The 16,454-nt window shown below is 56.5% G+C and carries 30 protein-coding genes; 3 read left to right on the forward strand and 27 right to left on the reverse strand.

Features of this window, described 5'->3' with window-relative positions:
• Window positions 1-117 precede the first annotated feature (117 nt).
• Window positions 118-1,317: a site-specific integrase gene (locus EDF71_RS09710; RefSeq protein ID WP_133856366.1), complete on the forward strand. Its 1,200-nt coding sequence runs from the start codon at window positions 118-120 to the stop codon at window positions 1,315-1,317.
• Window positions 1,318-1,622: 305 nt separating this feature from the next.
• Here the strand turns inward: EDF71_RS09710 and EDF71_RS09720 are convergent, their stop codons facing one another.
• The 23 genes from EDF71_RS09720 to EDF71_RS09825 all read right to left on the reverse strand — a co-directional run bounded on the left by EDF71_RS09720 (window position 1,623) and on the right by EDF71_RS09825 (window position 12,372).
• On the reverse strand, window positions 1,623-2,063 hold the full coding sequence (locus tag EDF71_RS09720; RefSeq protein WP_133856368.1) for a hypothetical protein: 441 nt from the start codon (window positions 2,061-2,063) through the stop codon (window positions 1,623-1,625).
• Between the two features lie 216 nt (window positions 2,064-2,279).
• Window positions 2,280-2,837: a hypothetical protein gene (locus EDF71_RS09730; protein ID WP_133856370.1), complete on the reverse strand. Its 558-nt coding sequence runs from the start codon at window positions 2,835-2,837 to the stop codon at window positions 2,280-2,282.
• Entirely contained in the window at window positions 2,834-3,073 is a 240-nt protein-coding gene (locus EDF71_RS09735) for a hypothetical protein (protein ID WP_133856371.1), read from the reverse strand. Before EDF71_RS09735 ends, EDF71_RS09730 begins: the two co-directional genes overlap by 4 nt.
• Window position 3,074: 1 nt before the next feature.
• Window positions 3,075-3,266, reverse strand: coding sequence for a hypothetical protein (locus EDF71_RS09740; protein ID WP_133856372.1), 192 nt, complete (start codon window positions 3,264-3,266; stop codon window positions 3,075-3,077).
• Window positions 3,263-3,637 (reverse strand): hypothetical protein, encoded by a 375-nt coding sequence (locus EDF71_RS09745; protein ID WP_133856373.1) that lies wholly within the window; start codon window positions 3,635-3,637, stop codon window positions 3,263-3,265. The genes EDF71_RS09740 and EDF71_RS09745 overlap by 4 nt, the downstream gene beginning before the upstream one ends.
• Window positions 3,634-4,464, reverse strand: coding sequence for a hypothetical protein (locus EDF71_RS09750; protein WP_133856374.1), 831 nt, complete (start codon window positions 4,462-4,464; stop codon window positions 3,634-3,636). Before EDF71_RS09750 ends, EDF71_RS09745 begins: the two co-directional genes overlap by 4 nt.
• Complete coding sequence (locus tag EDF71_RS25415) at window positions 4,457-5,971, reverse strand: DNA cytosine methyltransferase (protein ID WP_133856375.1); 1,515 nt, start codon at window positions 5,969-5,971, stop codon at window positions 4,457-4,459. The genes EDF71_RS09750 and EDF71_RS25415 overlap by 8 nt, the downstream gene beginning before the upstream one ends.
• A 111-nt stretch (window positions 5,972-6,082) precedes the next feature.
• Window positions 6,083-6,580, reverse strand: coding sequence for a hypothetical protein (locus EDF71_RS09760; protein WP_133856376.1), 498 nt, complete (start codon window positions 6,578-6,580; stop codon window positions 6,083-6,085).
• A gap of 2 nt (window positions 6,581-6,582) precedes the next feature.
• Window positions 6,583-6,924 carry a hypothetical protein gene (locus EDF71_RS09765; protein ID WP_133856377.1) on the reverse strand — a complete coding sequence of 114 codons (342 nt, stop codon included), beginning with the start codon at window positions 6,922-6,924 and terminating at the stop codon, window positions 6,583-6,585.
• A gap of 33 nt (window positions 6,925-6,957) precedes the next feature.
• Entirely contained in the window at window positions 6,958-7,455 is a 498-nt protein-coding gene (locus EDF71_RS09770) for a siphovirus Gp157 family protein (protein ID WP_133856378.1), read from the reverse strand.
• A 12-nt stretch (window positions 7,456-7,467) separates the two neighbouring features.
• Complete coding sequence (locus EDF71_RS09775; protein WP_133856379.1) at window positions 7,468-8,139, reverse strand: hypothetical protein; 672 nt, start codon at window positions 8,137-8,139, stop codon at window positions 7,468-7,470.
• Window positions 8,140-8,187: 48 nt separating this feature from the next.
• A complete protein-coding gene (locus EDF71_RS09780) occupies window positions 8,188-8,838 on the reverse strand; it encodes an ATP-binding protein (protein WP_133856380.1) in 651 nt (216 codons plus the stop codon).
• 42 nt (window positions 8,839-8,880) lie between these two features.
• Window positions 8,881-9,081, reverse strand: a complete 201-nt coding sequence (locus EDF71_RS09785) for a hypothetical protein (protein ID WP_133856381.1) — start codon at window positions 9,079-9,081, stop codon at window positions 8,881-8,883.
• Window positions 9,082-9,176: 95 nt separating this feature from the next.
• Window positions 9,177-9,341 (reverse strand): hypothetical protein, encoded by a 165-nt coding sequence (locus EDF71_RS24980; RefSeq protein ID WP_166656501.1) that lies wholly within the window; start codon window positions 9,339-9,341, stop codon window positions 9,177-9,179.
• Entirely contained in the window at window positions 9,338-9,469 is a 132-nt protein-coding gene (locus EDF71_RS25555) for a hypothetical protein (protein ID WP_279324796.1), read from the reverse strand. The genes EDF71_RS24980 and EDF71_RS25555 overlap by 4 nt, the downstream gene beginning before the upstream one ends.
• Entirely contained in the window at window positions 9,466-9,792 is a 327-nt protein-coding gene (locus tag EDF71_RS09790) for a hypothetical protein (protein ID WP_133856382.1), read from the reverse strand. Before EDF71_RS09790 ends, EDF71_RS25555 begins: the two co-directional genes overlap by 4 nt.
• A gap of 1 nt (window position 9,793) precedes the next feature.
• Complete coding sequence (locus EDF71_RS09795) at window positions 9,794-10,078, reverse strand: hypothetical protein (RefSeq protein ID WP_133856383.1); 285 nt, start codon at window positions 10,076-10,078, stop codon at window positions 9,794-9,796.
• Window positions 10,068-10,268 (reverse strand): hypothetical protein, encoded by a 201-nt coding sequence (locus tag EDF71_RS09800; protein ID WP_133856384.1) that lies wholly within the window; start codon window positions 10,266-10,268, stop codon window positions 10,068-10,070. Before EDF71_RS09800 ends, EDF71_RS09795 begins: the two co-directional genes overlap by 11 nt.
• Window positions 10,269-10,273: 5 nt before the next feature.
• Window positions 10,274-10,516, reverse strand: a complete 243-nt coding sequence (locus EDF71_RS09805; RefSeq protein ID WP_133856385.1) for a hypothetical protein — start codon at window positions 10,514-10,516, stop codon at window positions 10,274-10,276.
• Window positions 10,513-10,761 (reverse strand): hypothetical protein, encoded by a 249-nt coding sequence (locus EDF71_RS09810; RefSeq protein WP_133856386.1) that lies wholly within the window; start codon window positions 10,759-10,761, stop codon window positions 10,513-10,515. The genes EDF71_RS09805 and EDF71_RS09810 overlap by 4 nt, the downstream gene beginning before the upstream one ends.
• A complete protein-coding gene (locus EDF71_RS09815) occupies window positions 10,758-11,003 on the reverse strand; it encodes a hypothetical protein (RefSeq protein WP_133856387.1) in 246 nt (81 codons plus the stop codon). Before EDF71_RS09815 ends, EDF71_RS09810 begins: the two co-directional genes overlap by 4 nt.
• A gap of 704 nt (window positions 11,004-11,707) precedes the next feature.
• A complete protein-coding gene (locus EDF71_RS09820; RefSeq protein ID WP_133856388.1) occupies window positions 11,708-11,911 on the reverse strand; it encodes a hypothetical protein in 204 nt (67 codons plus the stop codon).
• Window positions 11,912-12,048: 137 nt separating this feature from the next.
• Complete coding sequence (locus tag EDF71_RS09825; protein ID WP_133856389.1) at window positions 12,049-12,372, reverse strand: hypothetical protein; 324 nt, start codon at window positions 12,370-12,372, stop codon at window positions 12,049-12,051.
• Between the two features lie 1,116 nt (window positions 12,373-13,488).
• On the opposite strand from EDF71_RS09825, the gene EDF71_RS09840 reads away from it, so the two are divergent.
• A complete protein-coding gene (locus EDF71_RS09840; RefSeq protein ID WP_133856392.1) occupies window positions 13,489-13,761 on the forward strand; it encodes a hypothetical protein in 273 nt (90 codons plus the stop codon).
• Between the two features lie 52 nt (window positions 13,762-13,813).
• On the opposite strand, the gene EDF71_RS09845 is transcribed toward EDF71_RS09840, so the two are convergent.
• The 3 genes from EDF71_RS09845 to EDF71_RS09855 form a co-directional block, all read right to left on the reverse strand.
• The gene (locus EDF71_RS09845; protein ID WP_133856393.1) at window positions 13,814-14,257 is read right to left on the reverse strand and encodes a hypothetical protein; all 444 of its coding nucleotides are present in this window, start codon (window positions 14,255-14,257) and stop codon (window positions 13,814-13,816) included.
• A gap of 4 nt (window positions 14,258-14,261) precedes the next feature.
• Window positions 14,262-15,131 carry a DUF6731 family protein gene (locus EDF71_RS09850; protein ID WP_133856394.1) on the reverse strand — a complete coding sequence of 290 codons (870 nt, stop codon included), beginning with the start codon at window positions 15,129-15,131 and terminating at the stop codon, window positions 14,262-14,264.
• Between the two features lie 143 nt (window positions 15,132-15,274).
• Window positions 15,275-15,841: a helix-turn-helix transcriptional regulator gene (locus EDF71_RS09855; RefSeq protein ID WP_133856395.1), complete on the reverse strand. Its 567-nt coding sequence runs from the start codon at window positions 15,839-15,841 to the stop codon at window positions 15,275-15,277.
• Between the two features lie 82 nt (window positions 15,842-15,923).
• Here EDF71_RS09855 and EDF71_RS09860 point away from each other — a divergent pair, with 82 nt between their 5' ends.
• Complete coding sequence (locus EDF71_RS09860; protein ID WP_133856396.1) at window positions 15,924-16,157, forward strand: helix-turn-helix transcriptional regulator; 234 nt, start codon at window positions 15,924-15,926, stop codon at window positions 16,155-16,157.
• Window positions 16,158-16,183: 26 nt separating this feature from the next.
• On the opposite strand, the gene EDF71_RS09865 is transcribed toward EDF71_RS09860, so the two are convergent.
• Window positions 16,184-16,426 carry a hypothetical protein gene (locus EDF71_RS09865; protein ID WP_133856397.1) on the reverse strand — a complete coding sequence of 81 codons (243 nt, stop codon included), beginning with the start codon at window positions 16,424-16,426 and terminating at the stop codon, window positions 16,184-16,186.
• Window positions 16,427-16,454: the final 28 nt, after the last annotated feature.

The following is a 16,454-nucleotide window of genomic DNA, read 5'->3' on the forward strand; positions in this document are numbered from 1 at the left end:
TAATTCCTTGTTTATTAAGGATATGGCTCAGATGGTGTGCTGCAGTATGTTGCACCAAGGCGCATGCAATTGTCATTCTTATGAGGGCATGATGAGGGCGTGAATATAATCTCCGCCATGCCAAAGAGAGCCAAGGAACTGAGCGCAGCAGCCGTATCAAAACTGCGTGAACCCGGTCGCTATGCAGTGGGCGGTGTGGAAGGCTTGCAACTGAGAATCACTGAGGCCGGCAGCCGCCTGTGGATCTACCGGAGTGTGATCGATGGCAAGCGCCGTGACATCGGTCTGGGGTATTACGAAGACGTGACGCTCAGCCAGGCACGAGATGAAGCGCGGGAGAAGCGCCGCTCGGTACGCCTCGGGTTGGATCTGGGGCTGGCGCCCGTGGGGCAGCGCAAGACACTGGCGGCAGAAGGAGAAAGCGCAGGGCATTCTTTTGAGGCGGTGGCAATCGAGTTTCTCGATTCCAAAAAGGATGGCTGGCGCAACGAGAAGCACAAGACCCAATGGGTTAGAACACTGGAGACCTACGCATTTCCTGTGATCGGTCAGATGGACGTTGCGGACATTGAGCTCGCCCATGTGCTGGATATTCTGCGGCCCATCTGGCTGACCAAAACTGAAACCGCTACCCGCCTTCGCGGACGCATTGAGTCCGTCATCGGATACGCCATCGCGCACGAGTGGCGCGAAAAAGGCAACCCTGCCCAGTGGCGCGGTCTGCTGGACAAAGTGCTGCCAGAGCCGTCAAAGGTGAAGAAGACGGAGCACCACAAATCGATGCCGGCAGCAGAGACTCCGGCATTCATGGCCGCGCTGGACGGTATGGAAGGAGGGGCCGCCCGCGCACTCCAGCTGTTGATTCTCACCGCCACGCGATCGGGTGAGGCGAGGGGTGCGCGATGGTCAGAGTTTGATATGGAAGAAAGGATTTGGACGATACCGGCGGAACGCATGAAGGCGGGGGTAGAGCACCGCGTCCCGCTGAGCGATCAGGCGTTGAGCATCCTGCAGGGGGTGCCGCGCCTGGAGTCAGTCGATATGCTGTTTCCAGATCGGTCTGGCAGAAAGCCGATTTCAGATTTGGCCCTGAGCAAGATCATGCGCAAGCAGCAGTTGGAGTTTGTGCCTCATGGTTTCCGGTCAACCTTCCGCGATTGGGCAGGGGACCATACCGAATACGCTCGGGAGCTGCTGGAGGCATCATTGGCCCACACCCTGGAGTCCAAGGTGGAGGCGGCGTATCGGCGCAAGGATGCGCTTGAGCGGCGCCGCCCCCTTATGCAGGATTGGGCAAACTTCATTTCTCAGCGGTAGGGGCTGCCCATTCGCCTCGCTGCCATGATTCAAGTTCCGAGCGGCGCCATGCAACTGTGTGTGGCCCAATCTTGACTGGCTTGGGGGCAATTCCTGCTTTGATCCACCGCCACCATGTGGTGCGGTGTACTGGGGCGACTGTGGAGAGGACTTGCTTTTCTCTCACGAAGATTTCTGTAGCCATATTCATTTCTCCAAAAAGTTGCCCCGCACATTGGCGGGGCTGTTTTGTTCTTGGGGCTCTTTCCAGCGGTCGCGTTTGTCGCCTCGCTGGCGCGCACGCCGGCTTGCAGTGGTTGCGTCATTCATGCTCTTCCCCTGTATGCAGCCAAGGCCTTGCGCAGCTCAAGGTGCTCGCCGTGGCCGCGGATGTTCATGCGGATGTCCAGTGGCGTCATCCAAAGCCATTCGCCAGAAGGATCAATCTGCACCTTGGCTGCTGGCGCTCCACGCGCAACGCGGGCGGTATTGAACTCGAGGAACTTCCAGTGCCGTTGCGCGCTGGGCTGCTCCACCTTTTTCACCGGTCGAGGTGGCAGGGCTGGGGGCCGTGCAGCTGCGCGCATGTCGAGCTGTGCGCCACGCTTGTAGAAACGGTCGAAAACTGCGCCGTCATCCCGGTCAAGCCACCAGACCTCAGCACCATTGACATGGTGAAGGCCTGTGGGGCCTACGTAGGTGACGATGCCGGGGCCTTTAGAGCTGTCCGTGGCTACGTCACCGACTTCAAGGGGTCGGACTTCCATGGGGTTCCTCTTTCGATTGGGCTGGCGCTGGGAGATAGCGCATGCACCAGGTGGGGTGATAGATACCGGTGTTCTCGTTGCCATCCATGCGGACGCGGAGGCGAGCGCCAGCTGAGCCAACGACGGTGCCTTGCTTTACATCCTGGTGCCCGGTGTATTCCACGCGGGCGCCACGGCGTGCCGGCACCTCGTAGTAACTGCGGATGTAGCGCAGGCTCATTGGCCGCCTTTCAGAGGCTCTCGCTCAGGTGGGAAAGGGGCGGCTGAGAGCATGGCCAGAACTTGCTGCTCTGTGTAGAGCGCCGTCCAGCATGCGTTTACAGGGTTGGAAAACCAGAGGTGCCCGTTTGTCGTGGTCTGCTTGGCATCCAGTTCGGATTGAAGCGTCCAGGCGACAGGATCCACTGGCACCAGGCGCCGCCCATCCGGCGCAGCCTGCCGCGCTGATAGCTGGGCATACCGGGTTGCATCCAGCTTGCCTGTTCCGTCTTGCAGCAGATGGCCGTTTGCAAGAATGTCGCAGACAACGGTGCGCTCCGGGTCGCGCATAGTGCTTTGGGCTGCCTGCAAGGCGTCGCAGCGGCGCTTGTAAAAGTCTTTCTCGGCCTCTAGCTCTGCGATGCGGGCAGCTTGTGCCTCTGTCTCGGCGTGCAGGCGGCGTAGCTCTCTGCCTCCAACTAACATATCGCCGTGGGTGGTCTTGAAGGGTGCATTGATGAGCCATGCAGCTACTCGCAGCGCTTCGGGCTGTGCTTCTGTCTTGTCGTCAGTCATGGTGCTTCCTTGGGGGCGGTCTCGCGTGGTCGCGTATCAATGTCGGCTCGGCACCATGGGCAGTAGTTGAACGGCGCCCATTCGCGGCCTTTGACGATGGCAAGCTGTTGTCGCCGCGCTTTCGACTCCATGTCGATAAGGTGCTGCAACCTCACCATCCCGGTATGGACGGCGTGTGTCGCGGCTTCGCAGAGTTGCAGGGTTGCGCCCTTGGCGCGCCGGCATTTTTCGGGCATCTCAATCCTCCTTCTTGGCCTGGGCTGCCTTGCCCGCCCAGTAGCCGGCTCGAAAGGCCACGCTACTGGCAGCGGCCCAGTACATGATCCCGTGCTGCTTGGTTTGGCGGGCCAGCCCCAAAGTGATAGCGACCAGGTCAGCTTCGCGCTCACGCGCCCACCGGGCCTTCATTTGTTCCTCGGTCTCGCTCATTGGTTGCTGTCCTTCTGTGGTTGGGCCTGGGCGGGCTGGCCCTCCCTCTGTTGGGCGCGCTGGTCGTTGCGGAGGGCCGCACGCGCTTCCCATGCCTCCCACGGATCCGCCGAATCGTCAGAATCGTCGTCGGCTGCAACCATGGCATCGCAGCAGGCCGCGCACCAGCGGTAGCGCATGAAGTCACCGAATTTGGCGGCCATGCTGCGCACGCGCTCGCCCTTCTGAATCTCCTGCTCACAGTGAGAGCACGGGCCAGCCTTGCGGGCGGTCACCATCTTGTTGGACAACACCGTGTCTCCCGGTTCCCCGAAGTCACCCTCGAAAGGGTCGAAGTCAAGGATTGCTTGTTCTTTGGTTTGGGTGCTCATGCTGCACCATCCTTTCCAGATGAGGCATTGCCGCCTTCCTGGGCTGCAGCCATGGCGGCGTCGAGCGCAATGTCAAGGTCGTGGCCATCAGCATCAAACTCAATGTCCAAGGTCTTCTTGCCCTTGGTTGCTTCAAGGCGAGATACCCATTCACGAACGCAGTTTTCGCGCAAGTAGTCATAGCGCGCAGCCTTCTTGATCGTCTCCGCATCCAGCGCATCAGCGGGCTGGGCCTGGGGTGCTGTGTAGAGCTGGTGGATGCCGGGCGGCAGTTCGCCATAGCGCAACTCAAGTTCAACTGTCTTTTTCCCTGCCTCGTCTTGGCCGACGCGCGCTTCCGCCACCGGCTCGGCCTGCACCTCTGCCAGGTCACCTGCCGAGGAATCCTCGGTAGCTGGAAGGGCTGGGGTGGCGGCAAGGGCGGCGCGCTCGAAGCAATGCGCACGCGGGTTGGAGCGGCCACCTCCGCAAGACCCTGTAAATGCTTCTTCAGCACCACATACGCCGCAAGGCATCACCTCTGCGGGCGCTGCCTGTGCTGCCACTGCCTGGTCGCCTCGCATCCGCAAGCATTCGTCGCGGATCATCAAGCCGGCCGCATGCGAGTCAGCGGAATGCGGCCACTCAGCAACCACTGCGATCAGCACCGGGTCAATGTCCTGGCGCTTGATACGGCAAATCGAGGTATTCAGGGCGTTTGCTTCTTCTAGCGCCACCTTGCGGGATGGCATTGGGTGCACATCATCAGCGCCTGTAACGTGCACACACCAGAGCGGTGCAGCCCCCTCGGCAGTCTTGAGGGGAGCGGAAGAGTTGTTTTCAGCCATGTTGGGCCTCCAATTTCAGGATTTGGGTGTTGATGCGGCGGCCTATCCAGCGCGCCACGGGTACTGCCCAGCTATTGCCTAGCGCTTTGTAGCGAGGGCCATCTGGACATTGGTCGGCTGGCTTGCCGCGCCAGGGGATCGCGGTGTAGCCATCTGGAAAGCCTTGGAGGCGTTCGCACTCGACGGGGGTTAGGCGACGAACCTGGCTGGCGGTCAGCAGTGCTGGTGCAGGGCTGCATGCATCGAGGCAAGGGCTGCGTTCCTCGAAAATCTTTCCAGCGTTGTTGCTGGCAGTGTTATGCAGCTTGGTGGTGTAGGCGATAAAGTGACCAGCTGCAGCTCCCTCAGGCCGTCCTCCTGCGCCGCCTGTGAAGCTGTCGCGGCAGATGGCGCCAACAACATGGGGGATAACTGGCACCAAATATTCGTCTTTACTATCCCCCGACATCGCACCATGGCTGGCTTTGCTCCCGCCTCCGCTTCTGAGGGTAGGCATGATGTCCACATGGGCTACGCACACCGCATTCTCTTGCCCTTGGTTTATTCCGAGGGTATGCGCCATGTCGCGCAGCGTGTCCGGGTCTTGTGAGCCGTGTACAACAAGCATGGAGTGCCCATGGTTGCTATCCTGTCCACTTGCACCTTGCAGCCTGCCGTAGCTCGCATCAAGAGTTGCAGTTACAGGCTGCAGGTATCCACTGCAAGCCTCGTCTGTCCCTGGGAAACCGCCAGCTCCAGTGCGGCTTGCAAGCGTTCCGGCAGTTTCTTCCCCCGTTTCTCGGCTCGGCGCAGAATCCCGGCGCATGCCGTCCCACTCAAAAAGAACCGACGCGGGATCAAACCCCGGTCTAGCACTTGCGACAACAAACACACGTCGGCGGCGTTGGGCCACTCCGAAATATTGGGCGTCCATGGTCCGCCATGCGATTGCTCTTTGGGGTCCAAACACACAACCAGCGAGCCCCCAGCTTGCATTGTGCTGCCCGGCTTTTTTGTCCCACTTCCAGAACTTGCTTGATTTTCCGGCTGCTGGCCTGGGCTCTGGTGGCTCCAGTGGGCCATTTTCGCCGGCAAGCCCAGCCAAAAAGCACCCGAATGCGTTATCGGCGGTGGTGAGAACTCCGGGCACGTTTTCCCAGAAGATGGATGCGGCGGGCTTTCCGGCGCGGGTTCTAGAAAAGTCAATTGCATTTGCAAGCTCCACGAATTTAAGGGTTAGATTTCCGCGCTCGTCCTCCAAAGACTTGCGCAGGCCGGCCACGCTGAAACCCTGGCAGGGCGTGCCGCCGGCCAGGACATCAGGGGCTGAGACTTCGCCGATAAGGACGCGGCGGGCAATGGTGGTCATGTCGCCCAGGTTGGGGACGGTTGGATGGTGATGAGCCAGCGCGGCAGCTGGGAACGGCTCAATCTCAGCCAGCCAAGCTGCGCGCCATCCCAATGGGTGCCACGCAACACTTGCCGCCTCGATGCCGCTGCAGACTGAGCCAAATTCGATGGGGTCCATGGCGTAGAAAGAAATGAGCCCGCCTCGATTGCTCAGGGCGGGCTGTGAATAGGGGCCCACTGGGGGCGGTGGTTAGCCAGGGCGTCTTTTTTGTTCCGGGGGAATCCCGGATCAAGTACGGGCGTCTAGCTTGTCCTTGATGGCGTCGGCGCGCTTGTTGTACTCAAGCTGACCCATCATGTCGGTCATGGCGTCGCGCAACTCACGGCGCGTGCACATCTTTTGCATCTGGTTCGCCAAGTTCAGGGCGGTCATGACAACGCCGTGTTGCTCATTTGTCATCGACCATGAGCCAGTGTCGATGCCGACCTCTCGCACTTCTCTCATTACAAGACGGCCAGCGTGAAGATCATTCCATCCTTCATTGAAATGGTTGTCGTTCAGAATAAGCGCAAAATTTATGCGCCCCATAACTGAATTCCAAATATCACGATCTGCAGTCCCATCCAGAAACGTATTTGCGCCCTGGGTTGGGGCCAGCATCATCCAAGTCTCTTCTTCCGCGCTGAAGCGCATGTTGACTGGCATCTGGATGTGCCCAGTCCCACGGCGCGGAGGCTTTGCACGCCTGGCGGCGCGGCGCTGTTCCCGGTTCATCATCACTTCCATGGCTATCTCCGGTATGCCAGCTCTGTACCTTCGTACTTGCCGAACACAGTGGCGTTGCAGATTGGCGCCTTATCGCTCAGCGCGCTGATGCAGCGCTGGATCTTGATGTGCTTGGGCATGATGACTTCTGCCTCAGCCGCCAGCGATACGCCTCCGCGGTTAGGATTGATCTTCAAGTTCTGATGCTCTGCTGGCACGCGAGGAAAGCGCGCCATTCTTTTCTGAGCGGTCCTGTCCGAGATGCCCAGCTCCTTAGCCACTTGCTTTGCAGTGAATCCCTGCGCTCGCATGGCCATCAGGCGCTTCTCCATCTCCGGGGTGAGTTCGATGCGTGGTTTTCTCATAGAAAAACCGCCACTTGGGCGGTCCTGAGTTGGTTAGCTGATCTGCAGCCGGTCACGGCGCACAAGTTCGGCGCCGGCCACCGGCTCACCTTCCTTAATCGCCTTCTTTATCTTCGTGAGACTTGGCGTTGCCGGCTTGGGATCGTTGCAAAGTGAAGCTGGGAACTCAGCGCCTGGCTGCAGAATCACGGACTCATCTCGATCCAGGTAGAGCTTTGCGCCAAAAATGCCAAACTCATGCTTGATCTCCAAGATGCCAGTGGCTTTCATGTTGTCGGCCACATAGCCTTTGAAGCGCTCCAGGCGCTTCTCGCGGGCTTCCAGCTTCTTGGTCATCTCTTTGAGCATGGCCTTGGCGCCTTCAAGCGTCGCTTCTTCCTCCTTGGCATAGGCCACGCAGGCCAGAGCCTTGTTCTCAAACAGCGAGCGATTGGCCGAATAGTTCTCGGTGATCTCTCCCGTTTCAGGGTCCGTTTGATTGACGGATTCGCGGACCTGTTGCGCCAGGTCGAATAGCGTTACGGCTGTCATGGCGCACTCCGATCAATATGGGATATCGTCGTCTGGCGAGTTGAATCCGCCATTTGCAGGATGGCCGGCAGGCGGCTCGGAATAGTCATTGCTGGAGTGGCTGGCTTGAGCAACTGGGCGGTTCTTCAAAGGCCGGTCTGCGATGCTGGACATGATGGATGCCAGCTTCTTTGGCTGTGTGGCGCGGTCCATGATCTCGGCCGCAGTGAATTCAGTGGCGGCCTCAAACGGCGCCGTCAGCTCCAGTCGCCATCCGGTTTCACCAGTCTTCCGGCCTTCGCGCATCTTTTCGTATTCGGTTTTTTGCAGCACCAAGCCGATAGGGCGGTTCACCAGTTCGGGAAATACCTCGGCCTGTTCTTTATACGACTGCTTTGTGGTGTAGTCGAATCGATCAACCTCAGCCTTCGCCACAGTGACGCCTTTGACCTTCATGCAAGCCATGATCGCATTGATGGTCTTGAAGCCCATCAGATGTTCGCCCTGGGCGCTCATGGTCCAAATGTCGAAGCGGGTTGTCTGCTTCGAATCGGACTCAAAGGTAAAGCCTACGCCGTGCGTTCCTTTGTTGGCGCTCACCAGCTTCTCGGCTCGGATGAACTTGCCTTTGTATTTTCCGGTTTCAGCCAGGTAGCTGCTGAAGTTCTCTGCCTCGCGGGCAGCGGTTGCGTCAATGGTGTACATGGTTAATTTCCTTGCTTGGGTGCTCTTGGAGATGAAAAAACCGCCTTGTTAGGCGGTTGCTGTGATACCGTAGAACGCGCATATCTGCTTGTCCACTTCGGCGAGGTCGTTGGGGATGTGCTGATCAGCAAACATCTCCATGGGAGATTTGCAGCAGTCCTGTCCGTTGGACTGCGTGGCAAAGAGGTACTGGCCGTTGATGACCTCGGTGCGCAGAACGATGGTGAAGTAGCCTTCCGGCACGATCATGGTGTCCACCATCTTGCCTACCGTCTTCATGCGGATCTGGCCCGACTCATCGGTTTGCGTGTGCGTGAGGATGTACACGCGGCGATGGTCTGCCAGTCGGCCGGCTGTCTGGAAAACCTCCCATGCGTTCTTAGCGATGTCGGTGAACTTGTCATAGCCTCGTTCCGCGCTCCGACTGATCAGCTCGTTGATCAGAACCGCTTGGTAGTCATCGATGACAACAACGTCCTGCGTGCTGCCCTGCAAGACCTTCAAGATGGTTTCGGGCTTGTCTGTGCGGACCACGTTGCCCTGTGGCGTGGCTTTGGTGCATGGGGTCCAGCCGCTGGCCCGGAAGGGTAGGGGCTTATTGATGCACTGAATCAGCAGGGTCGAGGCTGGATCGAGATGGCGGAGGCTGGTGGATTTGCCGCTGCCTGAGTTGCCGAGAATCATGGTTGCGATGGACATGGCTTTTCCTTGGGGATGCTTGGTTTGTTGAGGGGGCATGTTTTAAACAGGAGCTGGGCAGTTGCTGCCACTCGTGTATGTGATGGTTCCATGGAGGGGCGGCGGCTTCATCGGACGGAAATGCACATCCAGTCCAGCCAGGTGCTTAAGCTCCTGCGAGCTGTTGGCTATCCCTTGTCGCAGCACCAGGGCCAGGGCTTCCATGCGGCCAGGCAATTGCTTCTTGCGGGTGCTCGTTTGCATAGTGCGTCCTTAAAAAATCGCGCCCGCACGTACAGCGGCCGCACAAAAAGAGAGCGCCGTTATGGCGCTCCAGAGGAATGCGTGATGCAGAAGGTTCACGGCTTGTGGTCTTTCCTGAGTTGAATTGATTGCAGCCGACGGAATTTCTCAAAGGTCTTGCGGATGTCGGTTGCGACGGCCGGCACGTAGCGGCTCTTCTTCTGGCCTCGCTCGGGGCACAGTGCTCGGGTTGGCATGGTCAGCATGGGGGTGGTGGTCATAGCTGCAAAACCCTCACTTTCATTGGACTGCCGTCGTCTTGGGATAGAACGAAGCTCCAGGCCTGCCAGTCGTCGGCGAACAGGCCTTCGTGCTTGGTGTCGTTGATCGAGATGGAATAGCGTTTCATTTGGCCTCCCGGGATTTTTGAATGGCTGCAGCAGCGCGGACGATGGCACGGTTCGGGTCGAAGTCGGCGGCCAGAGTAACCTCGTCATCGTGGTCCCAAGTGATGCAGTCCCAGCCTCCACCCTCTACCGGCACAAGGCCCAGGCATAGCTTGACCTGCAATCTGCGGTTATCGCCGTCGTCGTTCAGCGGGTTCCAAGGCTCATAGTTGGCTAGGTGCCCTCGGAACAGCTCTATACGCTCTGGATAATCTTGGCCACGCTCCCAGGTGATTGCAATTCCTGCCGCCTTGGCCGCTAGATCAAGAAGTTCGCGGTCGTTCATCTCACACCTCCTTGTGTTTGGCGAGAGCGGCGCGCCAGTCAGCTACAGCCTTGATTGCTTCCGCTGTGGCTTCTGAGGCGTGCTGAGGATGCCCAAACAGGGCTAGAAGCCTGGATGCCTCTCTCACCGTGTTTGCGAGCACCTTGATTGGGTCTTCTTCGCCTTCGCGCATGGAACCGATTGACTCTTCGGACCTGTAGTCGTCAGACTTGTAGGAAATAACTGCTTTTGCAGCCAGAAGTTTTGGGTCTGGCTTCTGCTGGCTCTTTGCGTATTCACTCGTCATCTTCAATCCCCTCGATCTTGAATTCCCATGCGCTCAGCTGGCCGGAAGTTGGCAGGATCAGGGCATGGAAGGCTGTAGTCGATGTGCAGGTGAGCGGCTCAAAGTCTTCGTCACCTGGGCGCTTTGCGTAGATTTGCTGGCCGTCTGCCAGGGCTCGGAGGTAGGGGGCGTTGATGTGCTCTTGGAGCATGGCGATTACTCCTCGGCCTGGTCGCAGGCCCTTCGCAGCTCGTCGCCGCCGCCAGGGGTGAGCTGGTCGAACTTGCTAGCCTCGGCCAGGACCTTCGCGATCAGGGCATAAATCTTGCCTTGCAGGCACTCGACTTCTTCCTGCGCGCTGGGCGATGGCTGGAGGCGCCAGGGTTGACGCCGTGGCAGCCGACGGTCAAAGGCATCTTGGGCTTCTGCCAAGCGTTCCATGTTGGACAGATCGCTCATAGAGCCTCCTCATATGGGCGGCAGACATCCTCCAGGTGCTGGATCAGCTTCTTGGAAGTCTTGACCATCAGCATTTCGCGCTTGATGAACTTCTGCGCACGCTTGTACACCTTGAGCCAGTCTTTGTTCTGCCGAACACCAAAGGCGCCCTGGGCAGCAAGGCCCGCTCTCATGCTGTCGCGCAGCTTGTCCCGCCACTCGACACGACTCAGTGCATCCTTGGGGGTCTTGATGTCCGTCGTCATGACATCTCCTTTCGGGCCCAGGCGCCTGGGCGGCCAATCTGCTCCGATACCATGCGCAGGGTTTCTTCCTGCGCATACTCAACCATCCCGCAATCCATGAGGTGCTGGATGCGCTCCAGCCCCTCCATTGATCCAGGCCCCTTTACGCAGGAGTAGCCGCGCTTCTCAAGCTCTGCTACCAGATCCTCAGAGTCAAACTCATCGAGTTCTGCGTCATCGACCCATACGCTCACATAAGGCATGGCAACTCCAGATGTAAAAAACCGCCCGAAGGCGGCAAATCCAGCGTGGTAGTGCTGGAGTGTGTTTTTGAATAGATTGGCCAGGGTTGGCTACATCTATGAATAGGTGATGGTGGCCGGTGCTGATCTCCGGCTTGTTGCCAGCTTCTCACGGGATTAACCGCTGGCTTTCAGTTCGTCTCAGCGCCTCAGCGCGTACCCGCCCAACACTTAGCGCATCAGCCTGCGCATTCACCATCGAGGGCAGAGACTGCCGCGAATTTGTCCGGCTGAACCGGAGTCCATCAGGGCCGCCGCCACTGCACTTCTCAATCTCTGCTCTCGATGGCCCTCTTTCGAAGAGTACCCAAAGCATCAAATCATCTGAAATGATGCTCTTGGGGTGCTTATGAGGTTGCTGGTGGGAAGGGGTCACGACTGCGCCGCTCGATGGGGTCCACCGCCCCGAGGGACTTGGCAATCAGCTCAACCAAATGCCTCGTAGAAGAGTTGTCGGTGTACCCATAACACGAACGCACGGTAGCGACTTGAGCGACCTTGTGGCCCTCGTGCTGCACCATTACGTGTCGATCTCCAAAGAAATCGCTTTCGATCCAAATCTTGGTCGGCAGGATCTTCACGACTCGGACTGTTGGGACTTCCATCATCATCCTTCCGCGCCTGAGCGCATAAATTGAAAACGCCCTGAGTAGGGCGCTTGGGGGTTAGAGATAGCCCAGGACTGCACCCAAAGGCGCCAAGAACACACCGACCACCCGAGCGATGAGCAAGCCGGTGAACACATCAAAGCCGGTGTTGATGATCTTCACGATGTTCCAAATCCAGCCCACGACGCCAGCAATGGCCAAGATGGATAGCACCAGGGTCACGGCGCCTTGAACTGAGGTAAAGCCCTTCTGAAATTTCATGCTCACTCCTTGATAAAGCAAAAGGCGCCTCGGTTGAAGCGCCTTGTGGTTTCCCTCTGATGTCGCCCAGAGGGGAGCGCCGATCGCTCGGGCAACAAAAAACCCGCACTAGGCGGGTTTCAGTGAGTGGGAGAGGCTTAAGCAGCCTTCTTCATTTCTTCAATTCGTTCATCAGCTTCCCTGGCCTCTGCTTCGTGGTGCTGTATCACCTCTTTGAGTCCCAGAGGGACGAAGCGCTGCAAAATGTCGCGCATCAGTGGCTGGTAGCCAACGCCGTGATGAGCGGCGATGAGCTTGTAGGCCTCGATCAGGTCCTTTGGCAATCGAATGGAGATGGCTTGCATCCCCAGCGTGTCGTTTAACGCAGTCAGGTGCTCACTGCTTGCCACCTGTGCGAACTCGGCATCGGCGCCGAGCTTTCGGTTTTCCCAATTTGCATCAGTGTTGGCGATTTTGGTCATTTCACTCTCCTGTTAACCATGTTTTGCGTATATCGCAATTTCAGCATCATTTGGCTCAAAGCATGACTTCAGGTAGACCTTAGCCCCCTTCTGTATATACGCCACTTTGAGCAATCTATCTTGGTTTGATCTTGCCAAGAACCACAACGTTGGAGGGTCTGTTTTATGGTCCTCACGGGTGTCCATCAACAGGTTTCCCGAGAGGTTCTCGAAGCACTGCTCTACCTCTCGGCGGGTCACACCGTGCTTCTCTGCCAGCTTCTTGAGCACGGCCGCTGAGATGATCAAATTTCTCATGAGGGATGAATTATGAACCAAAAACTAGATGTTTGTATATACATGATGCTATACCCAATCTATAGCAGTGTCTATAGATCCTTGAACACCTAAGCGCACGCTTAGAGCGCGCTTAGGTGTTCTAGCTTCATGTCCCGGCCTAAAGCTACTGCTTGCCTCCACCCCCGGCCTGGTAAGAGACGCAGACCTTGGCGGCTGCTCAGCTACGGGATTCCTTCGCTGCTCTCGTCATTGGCTTGATCGCCTGGTGCAACTAGCTGCGCTCCACTGGAGCTAGACCTTCCTCTTGCATCGAGTCGGTCGCGTTCGTTGCTGCGATGGGTGAATATTAGTCCGACTGATATTCAAAGTCAACAGTGGGACTAATATTTCGTTCAATTATTTTTTCTTATAGCGCTTCGAGACGGCAGGAGGCCGCTCTGCACAAGGTGCAAATGTGGCTTGCGCAAACGTGGATTGCGGCAGTGTCAAATTGCGGTTGCATCAGCCTATAGACTGTGTAACACTGTATGCGCATACAGTACTTCAATCATGAGCACAGAACAAAAAAAGCTACTTGGAAGCAGGCTCAAAGCAGCAAGGACAGAGGCCGATGTGTCTCAAGACTTTGCGGCCGAGACTCTGGGTGTGACGCGGCAGTCAGTGTCCGCGTGGGAAAGGGGTGCCAGCAGCCCTTCAGCGATTCAGCTAGGTCAGCTAGCTGCGATGTATTGCATTTGCGCCCACAAGCTCTTGTTTGGCGAGCCGTTCCAACAGGTACGGCTGAGCGGCATCTTGAGCGGAGAGCGACTCGACTCAAAAAGTTAAAAGGGGAAAAACATGACGGAGCAAGAAATCCTGGCCAAGATCCAATCGCACGATCTACCGCTGCCCAGGCCGAGAGATGTGGGTGCCTTCTATGCAGCCTGGCTAGCGACTGTCTATGACGCCTTGACGCCCGAGCAGCAGGCGCAGGCAATTACGCTGGGTGGCGTCGTCAACTACCGCAGCACTTACCTCGTCCCCGTCCTGAAAGTTTCCGACATTGACGGCTGGCTGTCTCAGTGTGGGAAGAGCGTAGGCCCGCTGACTTCTGACGGATCGCTTGCATGAAAAAACCGCCCGGAGGCGGTTTGTAGATGGCCGATCGCTCTGGTGCAAATCGTCATTCGGCACTAAGCAGTGCAAAAAATACCAACAAGACTCTGTAGAAGCAAGAGAGCGCGTAAGCGAACAGCGTAGCCCAAGCAGGGATGATGTAGGTGTAAAGCAACTCGGGTAGCGCGTCGAAAGAGGTGGCCATCAAACAGATGGAACCAATGCATAAAGTAAAGTTTGATAACAGCGCTGCTTTGAAATAACCTAACAATATCTTCCAAATCTCCGGCTTGGACTTTAGCCATGTATATTTGGGAGATCTGAAACTTAGCAGCATTGCTTTTGCTGTGCCTAGAAACCCCATTAATATTGCGGATACGCTAATTGCAGAGTTTAATATTGCTTCAAGCTTGGTGGCTTGAATTTTGAATTCAAAATACCAGGCAAAAAATCCTGTAGTCAATGAGAAAATTACAGGGAAATACTTCTCTGTGATTAACTTATTGCTCATTATTTTATATCCAGTCTTTCATTGTCTGCTCTAGCAGACCGTATAGTTGAATGGGATCATATCTTTTCCCAGTGGTTCTGTCAATGCTATTTGCCTTATATACAGAGAATTTTCTGGATTCCAGGAGGTCTATTGTTTCGACTTGCTCCTCTTCAGAATGTTTGGCTGTAACAAAAAGACTGTCATTATCACCGGATCGACTTTTTATTTTCTCGACAAGTCGCTCAACCCAGCTCCTATCTAATTTATTCTTTTTTATTCTGGCATCCACAGATACGCTGAATTTGTAGGAAGTGCCATGAGCATCAACGCTTTGTTTCAAAGCTCCCTCAATGCCCGTCCCCTGTAAGAGCGCTACATCGGCCATAGTCACACCATCTATACAAGCCTCGACCTCTGTCACGATCTGCTTGTGGCCGTACTTGGCAGCGGCATCGTTGGTGAGCACGGGAATAAATGAATAAGCCTGAGGTGTATTCGCTTCGCTTATAGATAAATACTCTTTGATGCGAGATGCTCTCACTCCGTAATGGTTATATTGGATAACTAATTTTGAATTTTTTGGCAAGTAGAGTATTGATGTTTCTTCAGATAAAATCTGATCGTCATCCAGATCAAGGTCTTTTACGGCCTCGGCAGTGGTTGATACTCCTGGCCAGTTGTCGTCCTGAAATTTGCAGAATCTAACCAGCCAGTAGTCATCACCATTGGTAAATTGTTTTTTCTGAACATCATCGATGCGGATTCTTTGGCCGCCGCAATCTAGAATTCTGTCTTCTAATGGCTTTGCTGCGATTGCTTGCAAAACATCTTCAAGCGGTTTTGCTTGTTTTGCTTGGTTAACGAGATAGCAGTAAACTTTGATGGTCTTCAACCCGGGCTCCTAGTGTTTTTGATGTGTTTACTTAAATCTGATTGCTTCGTCTGAAACGTTTATGCAAGAGGCTGATAAGTTCTATTGGTGCTTAGACTTGCCCAATGCCTGCTAAAAAAAGCCCTCCGAAGAGGGCTTGCACTTCACTGCGACTGAGGCTCCTTGGTTTTTCGGGGCGCGCGCTTTCGTGCTGCCGATTTGGCAGGCGGGGGAGCAGGAGAAGCTGATGGAATGGGAGCGTGAGGGAAAGGATTTGCGGCAGACTTCTGCGGCCGGGCCACCCCGTGCAAGCGGTTGGCCAGCTGTAACAAATCGTCCTTCGATTCATTGGGCAGATCCCGATACATGAGTACCAGTTGCATCTCAAGCTTTGACAGACTGGTTAGGTCCGCCGGCCCAGCCGAATCGTCACCGCCAGCCGTTGCAACTGCTTCACCAATAACCTTAGCCTCGCTCGCGAGGGTCAAGCTGAAATCATCGATCTGGCAACCGAAGATCTTCGCAAACTTGGCTGCTGCTGGAGCGTTTAGCGGGATACCTCCGTTGAGGTACTGACTCACCGCGCTCTGGTTGATGTCAAGCAGCACGCCCAGGGCAAGTTGCCCACTCGGCAGCCCATCTTTTTTGCGCGCAGCCTTCCATTGCTCAAAGATTGCTTTTAGTCGCCGAGCATCGGCATGCTGCTCAGGGGAGAGGGGGAGGGCTGGCATGGGGGCGAGAGTATAAGTAACGCTGATTAAAATCAAACAGTCGGACTGTTGACTTATGAATTAGTCGGACTGATAATGAGGTATGCACAACCTCAAACCTATTCGACAGCTTCTTGGAGTGACGCAACGAGCTATGGCCGAAGGGCTGGGCTGCACCCAGGGCAACATCGGCAACTACGAAAAAGGGCAAACCCTTCCGCCCGATGCTGCTAGGAACCTGATCGCCTTCTCGGCAACCCTCGGCCTGGTCATTTCATACGACCACATTTACGGCGGGGCGTTGCTTCCCAAGCGCAAGGAGGTGGCCCATGGATAAGTCCACCGCCCGCATGGTCGCGGCAATCAACCGGACCGCGCGCAGGATGAGAGAAGAGCGAGATAGGCGTCCAGCACCTGCTCCTGAGTCTCTATCACCGCCAGCGGCGTATCCGCATGACCCTCTTCCCTCAACGCGTTCCGATCTATCGCTAGGCCTGTCGCCACCTGAGCAGCCTGCACTGGGGTAAGTGTCGTGATTAGTTGGGTGACCACCAAGCTCAAGGCTTGCAACTGCCCCTCTATGCCGGCCATGGAAATACCGCTCATGTCTGCCCTCCTTGAGGCTCTGGTTACT

It is taken from the genome of Comamonas sp. JUb58, from assembly GCF_004364775.1.
Classification (GTDB): domain Bacteria; phylum Pseudomonadota; class Gammaproteobacteria; order Burkholderiales; family Burkholderiaceae_C; genus Comamonas.

What these genes read in the sequence shown, in the direction of transcription:
- EDF71_RS09710 (WP_133856366.1), top strand. Translation starts at nt 118, where the DNA reads ATGCCAAAGAGAGCCAAGGAACTGAGCGCAGCAGCCGTATCAAAACTG.
- EDF71_RS09720 (WP_133856368.1), bottom strand. Translation starts at nt 2,063, where the DNA reads ATGGAAGTCCGACCCCTTGAAGTCGGTGACGTAGCCACGGACAGCTCT.
- EDF71_RS09730 (WP_133856370.1), bottom strand. Translation starts at nt 2,837, where the DNA reads ATGACTGACGACAAGACAGAAGCACAGCCCGAAGCGCTGCGAGTAGCT.
- EDF71_RS09735 (WP_133856371.1), bottom strand. Translation starts at nt 3,073, where the DNA reads ATGCCCGAAAAATGCCGGCGCGCCAAGGGCGCAACCCTGCAACTCTGC.
- EDF71_RS09740 (WP_133856372.1), bottom strand. Translation starts at nt 3,266, where the DNA reads ATGAGCGAGACCGAGGAACAAATGAAGGCCCGGTGGGCGCGTGAGCGC.
- EDF71_RS09745 (WP_133856373.1), bottom strand. Translation starts at nt 3,637, where the DNA reads ATGAGCACCCAAACCAAAGAACAAGCAATCCTTGACTTCGACCCTTTC.
- EDF71_RS09750 (WP_133856374.1), bottom strand. Translation starts at nt 4,464, where the DNA reads ATGGCTGAAAACAACTCTTCCGCTCCCCTCAAGACTGCCGAGGGGGCT.
- EDF71_RS25415 (WP_133856375.1), bottom strand. Translation starts at nt 5,971, where the DNA reads ATGGACCCCATCGAATTTGGCTCAGTCTGCAGCGGCATCGAGGCGGCA.
- EDF71_RS09760 (WP_133856376.1), bottom strand. Translation starts at nt 6,580, where the DNA reads ATGGAAGTGATGATGAACCGGGAACAGCGCCGCGCCGCCAGGCGTGCA.
- EDF71_RS09765 (WP_133856377.1), bottom strand. Translation starts at nt 6,924, where the DNA reads ATGAGAAAACCACGCATCGAACTCACCCCGGAGATGGAGAAGCGCCTG.
- EDF71_RS09770 (WP_133856378.1), bottom strand. Translation starts at nt 7,455, where the DNA reads ATGACAGCCGTAACGCTATTCGACCTGGCGCAACAGGTCCGCGAATCC.
- EDF71_RS09775 (WP_133856379.1), bottom strand. Translation starts at nt 8,139, where the DNA reads ATGTACACCATTGACGCAACCGCTGCCCGCGAGGCAGAGAACTTCAGC.
- EDF71_RS09780 (WP_133856380.1), bottom strand. Translation starts at nt 8,838, where the DNA reads ATGTCCATCGCAACCATGATTCTCGGCAACTCAGGCAGCGGCAAATCC.
- EDF71_RS09785 (WP_133856381.1), bottom strand. Translation starts at nt 9,081, where the DNA reads ATGCAAACGAGCACCCGCAAGAAGCAATTGCCTGGCCGCATGGAAGCC.
- EDF71_RS24980 (WP_166656501.1), bottom strand. Translation starts at nt 9,341, where the DNA reads ATGACCACCACCCCCATGCTGACCATGCCAACCCGAGCACTGTGCCCC.
- EDF71_RS25555 (WP_279324796.1), bottom strand. Translation starts at nt 9,469, where the DNA reads ATGAAACGCTATTCCATCTCGATCAACGACACCAAGCACGAAGGCCTG.
- EDF71_RS09790 (WP_133856382.1), bottom strand. Translation starts at nt 9,792, where the DNA reads ATGAACGACCGCGAACTTCTTGATCTAGCGGCCAAGGCGGCAGGAATT.
- EDF71_RS09795 (WP_133856383.1), bottom strand. Translation starts at nt 10,078, where the DNA reads ATGACGAGTGAATACGCAAAGAGCCAGCAGAAGCCAGACCCAAAACTT.
- EDF71_RS09800 (WP_133856384.1), bottom strand. Translation starts at nt 10,268, where the DNA reads ATGCTCCAAGAGCACATCAACGCCCCCTACCTCCGAGCCCTGGCAGAC.
- EDF71_RS09805 (WP_133856385.1), bottom strand. Translation starts at nt 10,516, where the DNA reads ATGAGCGATCTGTCCAACATGGAACGCTTGGCAGAAGCCCAAGATGCC.
- EDF71_RS09810 (WP_133856386.1), bottom strand. Translation starts at nt 10,761, where the DNA reads ATGACGACGGACATCAAGACCCCCAAGGATGCACTGAGTCGTGTCGAG.
- EDF71_RS09815 (WP_133856387.1), bottom strand. Translation starts at nt 11,003, where the DNA reads ATGCCTTATGTGAGCGTATGGGTCGATGACGCAGAACTCGATGAGTTT.
- EDF71_RS09820 (WP_133856388.1), bottom strand. Translation starts at nt 11,911, where the DNA reads ATGAAATTTCAGAAGGGCTTTACCTCAGTTCAAGGCGCCGTGACCCTG.
- EDF71_RS09825 (WP_133856389.1), bottom strand. Translation starts at nt 12,372, where the DNA reads ATGACCAAAATCGCCAACACTGATGCAAATTGGGAAAACCGAAAGCTC.
- EDF71_RS09840 (WP_133856392.1), top strand. Translation starts at nt 13,489, where the DNA reads ATGACGGAGCAAGAAATCCTGGCCAAGATCCAATCGCACGATCTACCG.
- EDF71_RS09845 (WP_133856393.1), bottom strand. Translation starts at nt 14,257, where the DNA reads ATGAGCAATAAGTTAATCACAGAGAAGTATTTCCCTGTAATTTTCTCA.
- EDF71_RS09855 (WP_133856395.1), bottom strand. Translation starts at nt 15,841, where the DNA reads ATGCCAGCCCTCCCCCTCTCCCCTGAGCAGCATGCCGATGCTCGGCGA.
- EDF71_RS09860 (WP_133856396.1), top strand. Translation starts at nt 15,924, where the DNA reads ATGCACAACCTCAAACCTATTCGACAGCTTCTTGGAGTGACGCAACGA.
- EDF71_RS09865 (WP_133856397.1), bottom strand. Translation starts at nt 16,426, where the DNA reads ATGAGCGGTATTTCCATGGCCGGCATAGAGGGGCAGTTGCAAGCCTTG.